The following is a 15,465-nucleotide window of genomic DNA, read 5'->3' as shown; positions in this document are numbered from 1 at the left end:
TAGAGTGTCTCCTTTTAATGAGGAGGGTTTGTAATGTCAAACGAAATAAAGATTGATATAAAACGAACGGGGTTTCCTGTGAAAGTGGGAGAGGTTGAGCTGTGGTTTGATAGTTCTATCGAAAATCTAAGACATTTTTTTAACGTTGAAGAAATAGCCCAAGAAAAGTTAAGAGAAGCTCAAGAAAAAGCGAAGCACATTCACTTTCCAGATGAACTTGAAAATATTGAAGATGTTGAAATTGAAACAGTTGATGCAGCACTAGATGTGAATAAAGAGTATATTGCTGCTCAATATGACATCGTATTTGGTGATGGAGCGTTTAAAAAATCTACGAGCATTATCCAGATATAGTAGCACTTGAACAAGTATTAGATCCCATCGGATTAGCCATTGCTAAGCGAATTGAAGAACTAGAAGATGAACGTCAAAAGCAAGTGGAAGCCAAGAAATATGAATACTTAAACAAAAAAGCTAAAAAGAAGTAGGTGACGTTTATGAGGTTGAACGATCCTCATGTCACTGGCTTTGAATTTGAAGGCATTGAGTATCAAATTGATTTAGCTTTTGATAATGTGCTAGATGTGTTTGATGTACTAGGTGATAAGACACTGAGGGAACATGAAAGAGCGGTGATATGCCTGGCTTTACTTTTAGGTGATGCTCAATATGACAAGGCAACCACAATTGAGTTATGGAACCACGTCTATGAACAGTTTATCCATATTAAAAATGAACAACCGATTGAATATGACTTAAAAGGTAATCCATTGCCTGTTCAATCCGATGATGAAAAAGAAAAAGTGATTGATTTGGAACAAGACGCGGAATATATTTTTGCGTCTTTTAAGCAAGCTTACGGAATGAATCTGTATGAAGAACAAGGAAAGCTACACTGGCATGAGTTTCAGGCTTTATTGAACGGCCTACCAAGTGACACGATCATGAAAAGAATCATCGAAATACGTACGTGGAAACCAAGCAAAGGGGATTCTGGCGAATATAAGAAAGCTATGGAAGATTTACAGCGTAGATTTGCATTAGAAGATGATAGGGAGGAGGTGGATTAGTTGTCAGATGGTGTCATTAGTATAGCTATTGAGGTGGACGGTAAGCAGGTTAATGTCGCATCAAAAGAGTTAGACAACTTAGAATCATCAGGGTATAAAGCTGGTGACGGAACAAAACAGGCAGAAGATGGACTTAAAGGTGTGAACCAGGAAGCACCGAAAGCCGGCAATAACGTCAAAAAGTTTGCGACAGCATTGGGATTAGTTGCGATTGGTGCAGCAGCCTTTAAGACGTTAAAAGCATCGATGGATGATGCTATAAAGAGATTTGACACACTCAACCAATTTCCGAAGGTATTACAAGCGCTTGGGGTTTCAGCGGAAGATTCAGAACGTGCTATGGAACGATTATCAGATGGAATTGAGGGTTTGCCCACCAAACTAGATGAAATTGCTTCAACTGCACAACGTATGTACACATCTTTTAATGATATGGATAAGGCGTCAGATTCGGCAATTGCTCTTAATAACGCTTTGTTAGGTTCCGGTGCAAGTGCTGACGAAGCAAGACGAGGTACCGAGCAATACTTACAGGCACTACAAACCGGAAATATGGATATGCAGCAATGGCGCACGTTGCAGGAAACAATGGATGTAGGTCTAATTAAAATTGCAGAAAGCTTTGGTTTTGCTGGCAAAAGTGCAAAAGATGATCTATATCAAGCTTTACAAGATGGAACTATTACCATGGATCTGTTTAACGACAAGTTAATTGAAGTCGGGACTGGAACAGGCATTATGGCACAGTTGGCCAAAGAAAACAGCTTGGGGCTTGCTACCTCCTTGCAAAACGTAAGAACGGCGATAGCTCGTGGTGTAGCTGATATGATTCAGAGATTTGATCGTTTATCAAAAGAGGTCACAGGGAAAGATATCGCTCAAAATATTGACAGTTTAAAACATATTACAAATGCTTCTTTTCAAGCGATTGGTAATGCTATCGATAGGACTACACCTTTTGTAAAAGCATTTGCTTCTGGTGTCCAGGCGACATTGCCAGTTGTAAAAGCACTATCTCCTGCGTTAATTGCTATGGCCACGGCATATGCAATGCATGCGGTGATAGGGAAAACAATTACAGTTATAAAAACATCTAATGCAGTCATTTCTACTGCAACAACATTAAAAAAATTAGCAACAGCAGCCATGAATTTATACACGACATCTATAAAAGGAAATACTGCCGCAACGCTAATCAACGCTACTCAAACAAAAATAATGACTGTCGCCTTAGCAGCAAAGACAGCAGTGATAAAAGCTAGCTCATTAGCAATGGGTGTGATGACCGGTGCCATTTCGGCAGCAACAGCAGTTAAAACAATTGCAACAGCAGCGTCTTATGCATTTGGGGCTGCGATCAGATTTTTGATGGGTCCTATTGGATGGGTTACAGCTGGTATTGGATTACTTGTTGGTGCGGTAGTAGGAATTGTCAAGTGGTTCAACCGATCAAGTGCTGAAGCGAAGCGTTTAAAAGTAGAAACAGAGAAACTTGGTGAGGAAACAGATGCCCTTGTCGACTCCATCGATGAGAGTTCGGATGCTTATAAATCGAATCAAGATGAAATCAAAAACAGTGCAAAGGTCAATAGCGATTTGGCCAAAAAGATCGAAGAACTTTCGGAAAAAGAGAATAAATCAGCTGCAGATAAGGCGTTATTAAATTCATATATCCAAGAGTTAAATAGTTCTGTAGATGATTTAAATTTAGCATATGACGAAGAAGCTGACGCTTTAAGTATGTCGTCAGAAGAAATGCAAGCACGAATTAATCTCATGAAAGAGCAGGAGACTGCACAAGAAGCTCAAAGCAGATTAACTGAAATCTTAAAAGAGCAAGAGGAAGTGGAGGCTCAATTAGCTGATACGATAGCTAAAAGGAAAGAAGCAGAAGATAATGGTAACCTATCTAGAAGTGAGAAAAAAGAGATAACTGAAGACTTGATAGAACAAGAAAAATTATTAACGGAAGCATTAGAAGATTTAGGGGAACAACAAGAAATAACTGAGGAACAAATAGTCACAGCTACTGAAAATGTTACTCAAGTAATCGAAGAAAACAATTTACGTCAGATTACTTCATACGAAGAATTAGAAGGAGCTCAAAAAGAAGCATTCGATAGTATGAAGGCAACTTATGATGAGTTGGTGGATAGTGCTACTAATGCATTTGATAAAATATCCACCGAATCAGAAATAAGCTTGTCGGATATGATAGAGAATTTAGAACATAATCAACAGGCCGTTGAAGAATGGGGAGAAAATCAAGCAAAGCTAATGGAATGGGCCTCTAAGGAAGGGCATGAGAATTTCATGCAATGGGTTGAACAACTTGGTCCTGACCATGCTGGGGAATTGGCGATGTTGGTAGAAAATCTAGAAAGCTCAAATGATGACCAGAGGAGAGAGTTAGAAAAGTTAGCCGAAACTTATGAAAATGGTGCGGACGTAGCTACTGACGCACTCAAAAATTCTTTAGGTGATGGCTTTGATGAAGCTGTGGATGTTATGGTTCATTTTGTTGACGATGGATCAAAGACACTTAGAGACCAAATTAAAAAGTCGGGCTTTGATGAAATAGGTAGCATGATCCCTGAAGGTCTTGTTGATGGAGTTGAGGGAGGAACTCCACAAGCAGAAGAAGCTTCTAAAAAACTGGCTAAAGGCGTGGCTGATTCATTTAAGGCTCAAGCACGTATAAATAGTCCATCTAAAGAGTTCGAGGAATTTGGTGGCAACATCACAGAAGGTTTAGTCCTGGGCATTATCAACGGTACCACAGCAGTTATTCAAGCAGTCGAGAAAATGTTTGAACATGTTATCAGGAGTTCGGAAAGAAGCTTTCAATCGATTACCAAAGGACATGATCGAGCCGTAAACGAGATTGAACGATCACTCAAACGATTGCCAATTATCACGCAAATGTCTATGAGTTATATGTTGACGAGGTTAAAAAATGGATCTACAAATCAAGTAAACGTTATGCGTAAATTAGCAGTTGATTTAATCAGACCTTTTAACAGCACGCCAATTCAGCTAAATTCCGTTGGTCGTAATGCGATGGCTGGTTTAAAACAAGGTCTGTTAGCTGGTAGAGGACAAGTGATGTCGACGGCAAGGTCAATTGCCAATAGCGTCGCAAGTACCATGAAGAGTGCATTGAGAATTCATTCTCCTTCTCGTTTAATGCGTGATGATGTTGGGCGATTTATTCCTGAGGGGATTGCTTTGGGGATAAGAGAAAATGCAAAGTCAGTTTATAAGGAGCTGGAAACACTATCAGATAAAATGGTCATGACATCAACTCCTGAACAGGCACTAGGCACATCTAGAATGGCTTATACAAATACCGGTAATCAAGTAGCCGAAGCCATAAAAGGATTTAAATTACCTTCTACTGGCAACAGCAGTCAAGGTATCACTGATCAAAAACAACCAGCTATTATTAACGTTTACGTGGGAACCAAGAAGCTTGCAAGTGAATTAGTAGATGATATAACCAAACTTCAAGATCGATCCAAAATCAGAAAGAATAGAAGACCGAAGCCAGGAGGTGCTTAGAATGATTTTTAATGGCACCGAAAAAGAATACATCAGAGTACGTATGGAACTATTTCGACCACCTACACCTCCTATAGAGTTCAATACCATAGCAAGTGCTAAAGGTGGAAGCAGGGTAAAGAAAAAAAGGTTTACCGATGCTACTTTGCCTGTACCGATCCGTATTAGTAGCGATCGACGTATAGAGGAACTTGAGGAAGAAATGTCCGCTTGGCTAGTGCATGATGAACCTAAAAAGCTAGTATTCAGTGGTACTCCAAATAGATATTATCTAGCTTACTATGAGAATATGGATTTAAATATTCATACTCCGTATTATGCAACTGGATATATTTATTTTTATTTGCCAGAGGCTTATCGATTTGGTGAGCGTAAAGAAATCAATGTGACAACATCTAACGCAACTCATACGATCACAGGACAAACCGAAACACCGTGGAGTATCCAAGTAAATTTCACGGTACCTCAATCGAGATTCGAGATACATGCATCTAACGGTCTAAACCTGCAACTCAATTACTCGTTTATAGCTGGTGACGTCCTGCAGATCGATTATGTCGGTCGAAAAGTGACTCTAAACGGAAACGATCTAAGGAGCGCTGTGAGTATGAGTAGTAATTTTGTAGAGTTGGATGTAGGTGAGGTTAGGTTGAGGGCCATCCATGTGTGTACGCTTAAATATGATGAGAAATACTTGTAAAAAAAAAGACCTAGTATCCTAGGTCAACTAAGACAAATTTTTATAAAATTTTCTCCTAAAGGTGTTTTACTAACCGCACCTTTACCTATTACACAGTCTTTGTATTCTTGAGATATGTCTGCTTGTTTTTCAATTGTTTTAAAAATCTGCGTTTCTTTAAATTTATCGTAATTAAAATCAGGACGATAAATACTATAAGATATATTTAGTAAACCTAATCTATTCAGATTATTTAAAGAACTAGATATCGCATAATAATTTTTATGATCCATAGTAGGTTCAAATATGTTAGTTAAAATTGGATTGTAACCTTCTCCATCATTAAAATTTGCTCTTATCTCACATAAAGCATATGATTTTTTGTTTTTAAATCGCTCTATGTTTTGTGCGTCTAAGGAATCTAACTGTTTAATGATTTCTACAAAAGATGGATGAGTACCGTCAATTTTCGTTTTATCTATAGATGAAGCAATTAAATTAGCAAACATATTTCGAAGTTCTTCAGAATCTATGTAGTATTTAGAAGCTTCGATAGCTGGACCTACTATACTAATATTAGGTTCAGTAATATTCTCTGGTGGTATAGCTTGTGTTTTTTCTTCAATTTTTTGTTTATAGAGTTCAAGGTTTTTTTGGTGTCTTGTTTCTTGCTTCTTAACCCAAAGTCTAAGGTGGTTACCGACACCTAGTTCCCAAAGGTTAGTAAGAGTATCGCCTGCTGCTTTTGCTGGGGGAGATAGAGCGTTGTCAATAAATTTAGGGACTATGTTTATATCCATGGTTTCACCTCCTTATTTAAATACATTATAAAGGAGAATTGGAAATGGAAACAGTATACAATCATCCTTTTTTGACAACTTGGTTTATATTTTTACTAGGATTTTGGTTAACTATTGCTTTTAGTCAGATCAAAAAGGATTAGTTTAATTGAAGAATTTTATAGAGAGGAGAAAAAAATGTCAGAAATCTACATTTTTGACCGAGATGACAAATTACTTACTATTATTAGTGAGGATACAGGGCTTGTCAGTGCAACAGTACGGGAGGAATTAAACCGTGTGCCTGACACGCCTTTTTCTTTTACCATTGAAGCTGATAGCGAGAACGCCCAATACGTCAAAGAAGAACATCAGGTAGTTTTTCGTGATCGTGAAGGCGATCTAAGATTGTACGTCATCAAGGAGTTAGACGACATCGACAATATAGATGGTCCACAAACAACTGCAACATGCGAACCCAATTTTGTGGACGAACTAAGTGACAATGTCATTGAAGATCGTCGTTTTTCGGATAAAGAAGCACAAGAAGCGATGGATGCAGCTCTTCAAGGTACCCGCTATACTGGTGAAGTCGAAGTGAACTTAGGGCTTGCAAGCACAAACTTTTACCACCTGTCATCGATCAACGCTATTTGGAAGATACGAAATACGTGGGGCGGTGACATTAAAGATGTCGTTGAGTTTAACGAGGAAAATAATATTGTCGCTCGTAAGACCAAGCTTGTACAAAGGTTGGGTAAGGATCACGGACAGCGTTTTGAGATTGATCACAATATAACCGAGATACAGCGTACTGTATTGAGTTATCCCAAGACTGCATTATACGGTTGGGGAGCGTCACTAGAAACTGATGGTGGTGGTTATACACGTTATATTGATTTTAGTGACGTAGAATGGTCAGTTGCAAAAGGAGATCCAGTTGACAAACCTCGAGGTCAAAAATGGGTCGGTGATCCTAAAGCATTACAAAAATACGGTCGATTAAAAGATGGAGTACGGATCCACCGTAAAGGTCAATATAGTAACCATGACATTGAGGATCGTGTTGAACTCTTAAAAGCTACATGGCAACAATTGCAAACTGAGCAACAGCCGGAGGTTTTATATAAGCTTTCGGTTGATTTATTTGAGGACAGAGTAAGTCTTGGTGATACAGCTATTGCAATTGATCGTTATTTTAGCAGACCGATTGAAATACAGGCTCGCGTGATAGCAGTTGAATATGATCTGATGGATCCGGATAACACAGCAGTCGTAGAGATGGGGCAATTTTTAAATTTGGACGATGATCGTATTGAAGAGTTAGAGAATGAAATAGAAAGGATTGGAAATCGTCCACAACAAGTAACAGACAAAAGTTACCCAAACATTAAACCATCCAGACCTGTGAACCTACGAGCAGAAGGTGGAATTGAAGTAATACAGCTGTATTGGACTACGCCGATGAAATTTTTATCAAGCACTATGAAGTATACGGATCCCAAGTCAAAGATTTTGTGCCGGAAAGTCAACATCTATTATGGCGTGGTCAAGTAAGTGCTTTTGCTCATACGGTCGGTACCGATCAAACCTGGTATTACTATGTAAGAGCTGTAAATTATCAAGACACTCCTAGTGACTGGTCAGTGAAAGTGACAGCTTCTACACATCGAGTAATTAGTGACGATATTCTGTTTGGTCCCGATCTAGCGAAACACTTACGTGAGTTAAATCGCATAAGTGATATCATTGGTGAGGGCGGTGTAGATTTTGAAAACATTTCGGAACATGCTCGTAAACTCTTAGAACAAGAAGCGAGAGTATACACGGATAAAGAAGTGGAACGCATACAAAGAGAACTGTTGGAAGACTTGGCAGAAAAGGCAAATCTTGATTACGTAGATGGGCAATTTAGGTTAATGGATGAGGAGATCAGATTTGTCACAGACACGGTCGATAACCTAACAACCATTTCCGATAATTTACGTGAGCGAGTGGCACAAAATGAACAAGCATTAGCCGAAGCGGATGGTAAAATTGTTACTATCGAGACTGAGATTGATGACATAGAGGTAGGTTGTCTTTGACCATCGACGAGTTGTCGGTCATTGATGATACGATCCAAAATCAACAGATACAGATTGAGGCTAATGCAGAAGCTATATCTCTAAAGGCGAGTCAAGATGAAGTTGATACCTTGTCTGGGAACATCAGCTCTATGAATACGACACTACAGATACTTGCTGGCGAAATCGAGATGAAGGTTAGTAGCGAAGAACTAAAGCAAGTAGACGGTAGGATAACTAATTTATCTAGTGATGTAGCTACCTTAAGGGTATCTGTGGATGGTATGTCCTCTAGTGTTAGTTCCCTTCAGTATGACCTTAATGGTGTTATAAACAGGGTATCTCGAGCAGAAAGCTCAATCGAGCAGAATGCAGAAGCAATTAAGCAAAGGGTGACGAGAACCGAATTTGAGCAAATAGAAATCTACCGTATAGTCTCAGTTAGATACAACAATTCAGGATTCCAAAGGTACCACAAGATGTCCGGTCTTTACAGAGGGGATACAACTTTATGGGGTGATAGTTCCGGTAATGACCGATCATATACTTTAAGCATTTATGATAGATCTTCTAGGACATGGGAAAGTCATACCCGATATGACATTTATACCGACGAGAATGAGGCTTTACTTTTAGCAGAGCACCTTAACAGTCTAGGGAATGACAAATTAATTATATTGGTAGGAGCTCATGCCGCTGAGCAGAATCGGCTAACTAATGGCTTACCTAAGGCCATTTATAGATGTGGTGGGTCTAGGGATGTATTCGAAGTTGCATGGGGTAATACAAGAAAAGAGTATATTCTAGTTGGAATAGCAGGAATGGGTGAAGGTAAGGGTAACGAGTACTTGTCTTCTACTGATGTTCCGTGGTTAGACGTTCAGCTAATCATAAACGGAGGGAATGTACAATTTAATAACTATCATGAAAATACTCTAACTAGACTAACTCATGCGGAAAGTTCAATCGAGCAGAATGCAGAAGCCATAACACAAAGAGTGACTGTCTCTCAGTATAGTACCGATCAAAATGGAGTTATTACTAGGTTGAATGATGCCGAATCTTCAATTGAACATAATGCAGAAGCTATTACACAAAGAATTACTTTGACCCAGCTTAATAATGGATTAGATAGGAAAGGTAAACTCTTCAGGGCAGTAGCTAGGGCTTGGAATGGAGGAGGAAATAATCGCTACCCTGTTACTTCTGGACTTCATGATGAAGAAGGAAATCATATAAGTTACGAAAATGCGCCTACAAGTTCTAGTGATCGTTCATATATTTTATATGTGATGAATAGATCAACTGAAAATTGGGTTTTAAGAAAATTATATGATGTTTATACTACCAATACAGAAGCTACTAGATTGGCTAATGACTTAGCTCGGTATGATGAGAACTATTTGGTGATCCTAATAGCCGGACACTCTCCAGAAAGGAATAGATTAGCTGGGGGGCTACCAGCACAAATTCGTAGATGTGGTGGATCTCGAGAAATCTTTAATGAGAGTGAGGGTTGGGGCGGTGGAGCTAACTATATCCTAATAGGTATTCCCGGAATGGGTGAAGGAGCAGGTCTTGAATATTTCCGTCCAGTAGGTACAACCATTAATTATGGGGGATGGTTAGACGTTACTTTCACAATTAAGGATGGAACAGTTGACTTTGGGAATAACGATGGTTCTTTAGCCTTGAGTAGAGTTAGTCGAGCTGAATCCTCTATCACTCAACTAGCAGATAAGATAGAACTTAAAGTTGATGTTGATGGTATCGTATCAGCAATCAACCTATCGAAAGAAGGTATCCGTATACAAGGTAGCCTCATACACCTAGATGGCTTAACGCTAATCGATAACGGGATTATCCAAAACGCACACATTGCGAATTTGTCAGCTACTAAGATCACAACCGGAACGATGCATGGGAACCGTATCCAAGTAAACACGTTAAACGGTAATCGTATTACAGCTGGTACGATTACAGCTGATCATTTGAACGTGGCGAATTTGTCTGCTGTATCTTCTAACTTAGGCACAGTGCGAGCAGGTCGTTTACTAAGTAACAATAATAACATGGACCTTAATCTCAATACGGGTAATTTAACGATGCAAAATGCCAATCTAACGATTGCTAACGGAGCTAAAATTGATTTTGACGATCCTGGTAACCGTATTACGTATCGTTTGTATGACAGTACATCATCATTAACACGGTCTGCTGGTATGGGTGTCGGGAATCGTATTGGAGGTCGCTACCCATTTGTTTATATTGGGACAACTGGGGCAAGCGAATTAGATACATTAAATCAATTTTTTACAGGGTTAATCGTAAACACTAGTGCTGCTATCGCTAATGATGATGCGGCAATCAGCCTCAATGGAAATAGAGTGCAATTGCGTAATCAAGCAACCGGATTTGAGAAAGGTGTTACATTTGACTGGTCTGGAAATAATCCAACTATGTCCTTTATGAATAGTGCGGTTGACTATGCTTATGACATTAGAACGCTTAATCAATTATATGTCAGACAAACCTTTGTCGTAAGAAATACGACGAACCAGCTAAGTGGTTGGCGGCTCGAATCAGCTTATTCAGGACAAGGTAGAGACATCACATTAAGAGGATTAAATGGAGGGAGTTATAACTACCAAATCGGGGAGAATTCACAAACTCATGCAATACGTAACATTTATCTACGCAATAATCCAGTCGTTGTATCTGATTCGAGATTAAAAACAGATATTAAAGCTAATACACTAGGGCTAGATTTTATTAATAGTATTGAAACCGTAACGTACCAACTCACAAGAGATAAGGATGGGACAAACACGGGCGTTGTAGCACAAAACATTTTGTCAGCTTTAGATACGCATGGCTCGTTAGATGATTATAAATGGTGCAACGGTCTGATGAAGATGGATTTTTAAGTGTTCGATATGAACAGTTAATAGCACCAACAATCAGAGCAATCCAGGAGTTAGACGTAAAAGTTAATGACGAGGTTAATAATCTTAAGCTCAAAATTCAGTATTTAGAAATGAAAATAAAACAATTAGAGGAGAATGTAGCATGAAATTACAATATAAAGACTTGAAGGTTGCAGCAGACTTTTTGAAGAAGATATCGCTGAAAGGTAAAAAATCGGTGCATCGTATGCGAATCGTAAAAGTTCTGGAAGAGCAGAATAAGAAGTTTGCTGAAGAAGAATTGGAGTTGTTGAAATCATATGCTGAACTGGATGAGCAAGGGGAATTAGTACCAACGCAAGGAGGTGGTTTCAAGATTAAGGAGGACAAAGACAAGAAGGAATTCAGAAAACAACAAGAAGAATTGTATCAAGAGTATTTCGTAGTCGATGACAAGAACTTAGAAACAGCATTGAAAACAGTAGAAGAAGTAGTCAACGACTATAACAAAGAGCTTTCTGACAAAGATGCAGAGGCTCATTTTTTATTGGTCGAAGCATTTGAAAATAAGGAAGGAGATGAATAATGATGGGACTTATTGAGAAATTGCAGATACAAGTAAATGGTACAAGGTTCAATAGTGATGATACGGTCCGTGTCGATTTTAGAGGTGTCGATCAACAGGGTGAAATTAATTTGAGTGGTTATGTTGTGGGGACGATGGATGAGTACTTTACGTATGCTGGGCAAGGCATGGAAGGGTTGCAGGAGTTTACTCGTCAAAAAATTGTTGCACGTTTAAATAGCGACACAGAAGATGTACCTGGAGCCGATCAGTAAGGCTTTTTTATTATGGTCAAAATAGGGCTAGCAGTTGCTAGCTCCTTTTTAAATTAAAGGAGATGGAGAAAATGGTTATGTTTAATTTAGAGAGTTTAGACGTGGTTAGAATGTACTTGTTTGGAGATGTGAAGTTTTTACACTTGCTGTTGTTACTGATGGCTTTAGACATTTTAACAGGTGTCTTTAAGGCCATTAAAAAAGGTAACCTGTGGAGTAGGAAGTCATTGTTTGGCTATGCACGTAAGTTAATGATTTTGGTCGTGATCATCTTGGCCAATGTGGTGGATCAAATATTAGGGATGGGCGGTGCGATTACATACGCAACCGTTCTTTTTTATATTGCAAATGAAGGATTATCCATTTTAGAAAACATGGCTGAAATTGATGTGTTAGTTCCAACCAGTCTAGCGGAAAAATTGAAAGTGATGGAATCAAAGAAAAGTCCGACCTTGACACAGGAAATAAAAAAAGAAGTCATTGGATCAGATGTGGAGAAAAATTGAAGGGGGATAAGTAATTATGGTTGCAATCAAAAAGCAATTAGTATCACATTCTGTTGTTAACCAACGATCGTATGGACGCGGTAATAAAAAGACGTCAATCACTGTCCACCAAACAGGAAACACAAATAAAGGGGCAAATGCACAAGCTCATGCTAATTTGCAATCTAGGCTCAATAGCCGTCAAGCTAGTTGGCATTACCAAGTAGATGACAAAGATATTATTCAGTCGTTTGATGATGACGTGATGTGCTGGGCTGCTACTGATGGTCGTGGACCAGGTAACACGACTTCGATTCACGTTGAATTGTGTATCAATAGTGATTCTGATTACAAAAAGACATTGGAACTTGGTGCTACTCTTATTAAGCATTTAATGGACAAGCATGACTTATCTATCAAAGATGTTAAGCAACATGCTGATTGGGCAAATAAGAATTGTCCTGCACAATTAAGAGCTGCGAAAGATGGCATCTCTTGGTCTGACTTTTTAGAGATGATTGAGAGGAAAGGAAAGCAAGTAAAGGGTGACGTGAAAAAAGCTCCTGAGAAGCTAACAAGCCTAAGTCGTCCACAACAGCTACAAAGCCAACTGGTGATGCTTTTGTACGTGTAATCCAAAAATGGGTAAATAATTTCGGATTTAAGATTACAATTGATGGATTGCCGGGTCCACAAACACTAGGTGGATTAATTCGTGTGCTACAAAGTGAGCTTAATCGTCAGTTTCATGCAAAATTAGTAGTAGATGGGATTATGGGTCCTAAAACACGTTCTAAGCTAGTCACTGTTCGTAATGGTGCGAGAGGGAATCTTACACGAGTACTGCAAGCGTTGCTCTACATTAAAGGGTTTAATCCTGGTCCACTTGATGGTATTTTTGGCGGTGGAACAGAGAAAGCTGTACGTGATTTTCAACGTGCACAAGGTATTACTGTGGACGGTATTGTTGGTCAGCAGACTTGGGGACGGTTATTCAGATAATAAAAAATAGCCCTTCACTGTAGTGAGGGGCTAATAATAAAAGGAGAATGTAGTGTGAGTCAAAAAATTCAACAACTGGAAAATGAAATAAAGGAACTACAACTAAAGATAAGTGTTTTGGAAAACATTTTAATATCAACTGTGCCTGAATGGGCAAAAGATCCTCTAAAAAAAGTAGGTGATAAGGGAGAAGTACCATATCCATTCCTAAAAACAGATACTTATGGAAGTTACGATTATTATCGTATTATTGCGTTACTAGTGAGAAATCAAATTATTTAAGTAATTTCTTTAAATTTTCTACTATCTCCGACTTAGTAATAAATGCCGAGTTAAGAGCATTTATATTTGAAATAGAAGGGCTGTATTCTTTTACTATATCTGCGGTAACGTTATGCCAAATTGGTAGTATCATTTGTTCACCAGTACTACTTTGCTTAGATAAAATTCCATCTAGTTCATAGTTTGTCCAATACTTTTTTATAAAGGAAGGGGATATTACAACAATACCGTAACGAGAACTAGAAAGACCTTTATCAATTTCTTGACGGATACTGCCACCCCATGGGATATCATTTGAATCATACCAGGTTTTTATTCCAGATTCATTTAATAAATTGGCTAACTCTTCTACAAAGTCATCTTTATCATCGGCGGAATGGGAGATGAAAACATCATATTCTTTGCTTTCTTCCTGCTCGGGTAAAAGTTCATTTTGTACGGTAGCATTAGATAACAATGTTTGTTGTTGGTTTTCATATTCTCTAATTCTCATTTCTTGAAGTTCAAACGCTTTTTCCTGTTCTTTCTGTCTATTTTTAGATAATTCAAGAGATGTATTATTAATTTCTGTATTCTTTTTGTTGATTTTATTTAACAGATCAGATTGTTTCTCCTTTGCTTTTTGAATTTTTTTATTTTCTCTATCAATTTCTCTTAATTTACTATTAATTGTGGACGAGTTTTTTGTTTTAGAAATAGATGAATTTGCATTGTTTACTTTCTTCAATGCATTTGCTTCATCTTTCATTGCAGATGCACGTTGACTTTCTAATGTATTTAATTCCCTGTGTAGCCTTTTTAGCTTTGTTTCTAAAAATGATATGCTCATGTGTCAACCTCCAATTTAGTATTTATTTTAAATATATACCACAAAATACAAGTAGAAAGATAGTTTCTATTCTCCTGATAAATAAATTACACTAATCAAACAATCAACATTAATTGTTAAAATGTCATCCTCTGCCCTTACTTTTATATACTTTTCGTACTGATCCACGTGATCGACCACTCCAATGATCTCGTCAAAGCCACCATTAACCCAATAAATAATTTTAACTTCAAGTTCGTGTCTCAAACTATCCATGACTATATGGCCAATCTCTGCAAGCTCTTGTTCGTCCAGAGTAGGTTTAGATATTTTATCTTGTGCAGCATGCCAATGTTTTAGAGCAATATCATGTTCCGGTAATACGAATTTCATGTGCCACAGTTTGTTGCCTCTTTGTAATTTTTCCATAAGATCACCTCATCTACATTATACGCAAACAAATGTTCTGTTTCAAGTTGAACAGAAACGTACGTTCGTATATAATAAACATGAGGTGATCATGATGAATGAACTAACCAACAAGCAGAAAAATGTAATAGTGACAATTAATAAATATATAAATAAAAACAAGTACTCTCCTACAACAAGAGAACTAGCCGATTTACTTAATCACAAATCTACATCTACTACGCACGGACATTTAGTTAAGCTTAGAAAAAAAGGGTATGTTGATTGGGTTGAATCTAAACCCAGAACTTTACGAGTGTTGAAAGGAGAAGAGACCAATGAGAGGGTTACTGCAAAGAGCAGCTGACGCTAATGTGAAGTTACAAATTATTTATCTTTCGGATAAAGGCAGATGTCTCAAAGGTTTGTAAGAGTAATTACTGTAAATGAAACTCATCTTGTGTGTTATTGCTATCACAAAAAACAAAGAAGAATCTTTAAACTTGAAAATATATTAGCAGCTGATGTAAAAAGAAAGAGAGTAAGTTCGTTTTAAATGAAAATGTATACACCTTAGAG

Annotated in this window: 18 protein-coding genes; 15 read left to right on the top strand and 3 right to left on the bottom strand. The window is 38.0% G+C overall.

All coding sequences use genetic code 11. The features are described from left to right. Positions 1-33 precede the first annotated feature (33 nt). The 4 genes from JCM19034_RS19200 to JCM19034_RS19185 all read left to right on the top strand — a co-directional run bounded on the left by JCM19034_RS19200 (position 34) and on the right by JCM19034_RS19185 (position 5,331). Positions 34-354, top strand: a complete 321-nt coding sequence (locus JCM19034_RS19200; RefSeq protein WP_062052348.1) for a hypothetical protein — start codon at positions 34-36, stop codon at positions 352-354. Between the two features lie 143 nt (positions 355-497). Continuing rightward, on the top strand, positions 498-1,070 hold the full coding sequence (locus JCM19034_RS19195; RefSeq protein WP_062052346.1) for a Gp15 family bacteriophage protein: 573 nt from the start codon (positions 498-500) through the stop codon (positions 1,068-1,070). Further along, entirely contained in the window at positions 1,071-4,631 is a 3,561-nt protein-coding gene (locus tag JCM19034_RS19190; protein WP_062052344.1) for a tape measure protein, read from the top strand. Position 4,632: 1 nt separating this feature from the next. After that, positions 4,633-5,331, top strand: a complete 699-nt coding sequence (locus JCM19034_RS19185; RefSeq protein WP_062052342.1) for a distal tail protein Dit — start codon at positions 4,633-4,635, stop codon at positions 5,329-5,331. Positions 5,332-5,354: 23 nt separating this feature from the next. Here the strand turns inward: JCM19034_RS19185 and JCM19034_RS19180 are convergent, their stop codons facing one another. Further along, the gene (locus JCM19034_RS19180) at positions 5,355-6,110 is read right to left on the bottom strand and encodes a DUF4393 domain-containing protein (protein WP_062052340.1); all 756 of its coding nucleotides are present in this window, start codon (positions 6,108-6,110) and stop codon (positions 5,355-5,357) included. A 177-nt stretch (positions 6,111-6,287) separates the two neighbouring features. On the opposite strand from JCM19034_RS19180, the gene JCM19034_RS19175 reads away from it, so the two are divergent. The 10 genes from JCM19034_RS19175 (at position 6,288) to JCM19034_RS19130 (ending at position 13,670) form a co-directional block, all read left to right on the top strand. Next, a complete protein-coding gene (locus JCM19034_RS19175; RefSeq protein ID WP_062052338.1) occupies positions 6,288-7,646 on the top strand; it encodes a prophage endopeptidase tail family protein in 1,359 nt (452 codons plus the stop codon). Beyond that, positions 7,607-8,176: a hypothetical protein gene (locus JCM19034_RS19170; protein ID WP_062052336.1), complete on the top strand. Its 570-nt coding sequence runs from the start codon at positions 7,607-7,609 to the stop codon at positions 8,174-8,176. Before JCM19034_RS19175 ends, JCM19034_RS19170 begins: the two co-directional genes overlap by 40 nt. Further along, positions 8,173-11,082: a gp58-like family protein gene (locus JCM19034_RS19165; RefSeq protein WP_062052334.1), complete on the top strand. Its 2,910-nt coding sequence runs from the start codon at positions 8,173-8,175 to the stop codon at positions 11,080-11,082. The genes JCM19034_RS19170 and JCM19034_RS19165 overlap by 4 nt, the downstream gene beginning before the upstream one ends. Next, complete coding sequence (locus tag JCM19034_RS19160) at positions 11,049-11,228, top strand: hypothetical protein (RefSeq protein WP_062052332.1); 180 nt, start codon at positions 11,049-11,051, stop codon at positions 11,226-11,228. The genes JCM19034_RS19165 and JCM19034_RS19160 overlap by 34 nt, the downstream gene beginning before the upstream one ends. Next, positions 11,225-11,647, top strand: a complete 423-nt coding sequence (locus JCM19034_RS19155; protein ID WP_062052330.1) for a hypothetical protein — start codon at positions 11,225-11,227, stop codon at positions 11,645-11,647. Before JCM19034_RS19160 ends, JCM19034_RS19155 begins: the two co-directional genes overlap by 4 nt. After that, positions 11,647-11,901, top strand: coding sequence for a hypothetical protein (locus JCM19034_RS19150; RefSeq protein ID WP_231687051.1), 255 nt, complete (start codon positions 11,647-11,649; stop codon positions 11,899-11,901). Before JCM19034_RS19155 ends, JCM19034_RS19150 begins: the two co-directional genes overlap by 1 nt. Positions 11,902-11,972: 71 nt before the next feature. Beyond that, the gene (locus JCM19034_RS19145; RefSeq protein WP_231687050.1) at positions 11,973-12,407 is read left to right on the top strand and encodes a holin family protein; all 435 of its coding nucleotides are present in this window, start codon (positions 11,973-11,975) and stop codon (positions 12,405-12,407) included. A 16-nt stretch (positions 12,408-12,423) separates the two neighbouring features. Continuing rightward, a complete protein-coding gene (locus JCM19034_RS19140) occupies positions 12,424-13,020 on the top strand; it encodes an N-acetylmuramoyl-L-alanine amidase family protein (RefSeq protein WP_062052324.1) in 597 nt (198 codons plus the stop codon). A gap of 47 nt (positions 13,021-13,067) precedes the next feature. After that, positions 13,068-13,388, top strand: coding sequence for a peptidoglycan-binding protein (locus JCM19034_RS19135; RefSeq protein ID WP_156324067.1), 321 nt, complete (start codon positions 13,068-13,070; stop codon positions 13,386-13,388). Between the two features lie 54 nt (positions 13,389-13,442). Continuing rightward, the gene (locus tag JCM19034_RS19130) at positions 13,443-13,670 is read left to right on the top strand and encodes a hypothetical protein (RefSeq protein WP_062052320.1); all 228 of its coding nucleotides are present in this window, start codon (positions 13,443-13,445) and stop codon (positions 13,668-13,670) included. Here the strand turns inward: JCM19034_RS19130 and JCM19034_RS19125 are convergent. Both JCM19034_RS19125 and JCM19034_RS19120 read right to left on the bottom strand, forming a co-directional pair. Continuing rightward, positions 13,663-14,499 carry a toll/interleukin-1 receptor domain-containing protein gene (locus tag JCM19034_RS19125; protein WP_062052319.1) on the bottom strand — a complete coding sequence of 279 codons (837 nt, stop codon included), beginning with the start codon at positions 14,497-14,499 and terminating at the stop codon, positions 13,663-13,665. The two genes, JCM19034_RS19130 and JCM19034_RS19125, sit on opposite strands and share 8 nt — an antisense overlap. A gap of 66 nt (positions 14,500-14,565) precedes the next feature. Then, the gene (locus JCM19034_RS19120; RefSeq protein WP_062052316.1) at positions 14,566-14,907 is read right to left on the bottom strand and encodes a YolD-like family protein; all 342 of its coding nucleotides are present in this window, start codon (positions 14,905-14,907) and stop codon (positions 14,566-14,568) included. A gap of 94 nt (positions 14,908-15,001) precedes the next feature. On the opposite strand from JCM19034_RS19120, the gene JCM19034_RS19115 reads away from it, so the two are divergent. Beyond that, the gene (locus JCM19034_RS19115) at positions 15,002-15,253 is read left to right on the top strand and encodes a hypothetical protein (RefSeq protein WP_062052314.1); all 252 of its coding nucleotides are present in this window, start codon (positions 15,002-15,004) and stop codon (positions 15,251-15,253) included. The last annotated feature ends 212 nt before the right edge of the window (positions 15,254-15,465 follow it).

Source organism: Bacillus sp. JCM 19034 (assembly GCF_001310635.1).
Taxonomy (GTDB): Bacteria; Bacillota; Bacilli; order Bacillales; family Bacillaceae_D; genus Halalkalibacter.
Note: the sequence above shows the minus strand (reverse complement) of the source record. Positions and strands in the feature narration are given on the sequence as shown.

Coding starts and splice junctions, on each gene's coding strand:
- JCM19034_RS19125 (WP_062052319.1), bottom strand. CDS start 14,499: ATGAGCATATCATTTTTAGAAACAAAGCTAAAAAGGCTACACAGGGAA.
- JCM19034_RS19175 (WP_062052338.1), top strand. CDS start 6,288: ATGTCAGAAATCTACATTTTTGACCGAGATGACAAATTACTTACTATT.
- JCM19034_RS19155 (WP_062052330.1), top strand. CDS start 11,225: ATGAAATTACAATATAAAGACTTGAAGGTTGCAGCAGACTTTTTGAAG.
- JCM19034_RS19185 (WP_062052342.1), top strand. CDS start 4,633: ATGATTTTTAATGGCACCGAAAAAGAATACATCAGAGTACGTATGGAA.
- JCM19034_RS19115 (WP_062052314.1), top strand. CDS start 15,002: ATGAATGAACTAACCAACAAGCAGAAAAATGTAATAGTGACAATTAAT.
- JCM19034_RS19200 (WP_062052348.1), top strand. CDS start 34: ATGTCAAACGAAATAAAGATTGATATAAAACGAACGGGGTTTCCTGTG.
- JCM19034_RS19120 (WP_062052316.1), bottom strand. CDS start 14,907: ATGGAAAAATTACAAAGAGGCAACAAACTGTGGCACATGAAATTCGTA.
- JCM19034_RS19180 (WP_062052340.1), bottom strand. CDS start 6,110: ATGGATATAAACATAGTCCCTAAATTTATTGACAACGCTCTATCTCCC.
- JCM19034_RS19145 (WP_231687050.1), top strand. CDS start 11,973: ATGGTTATGTTTAATTTAGAGAGTTTAGACGTGGTTAGAATGTACTTG.
- JCM19034_RS19150 (WP_231687051.1), top strand. CDS start 11,647: ATGATGGGACTTATTGAGAAATTGCAGATACAAGTAAATGGTACAAGG.
- JCM19034_RS19140 (WP_062052324.1), top strand. CDS start 12,424: ATGGTTGCAATCAAAAAGCAATTAGTATCACATTCTGTTGTTAACCAA.
- JCM19034_RS19195 (WP_062052346.1), top strand. CDS start 498: ATGAGGTTGAACGATCCTCATGTCACTGGCTTTGAATTTGAAGGCATT.
- JCM19034_RS19160 (WP_062052332.1), top strand. CDS start 11,049: ATGGTGCAACGGTCTGATGAAGATGGATTTTTAAGTGTTCGATATGAA.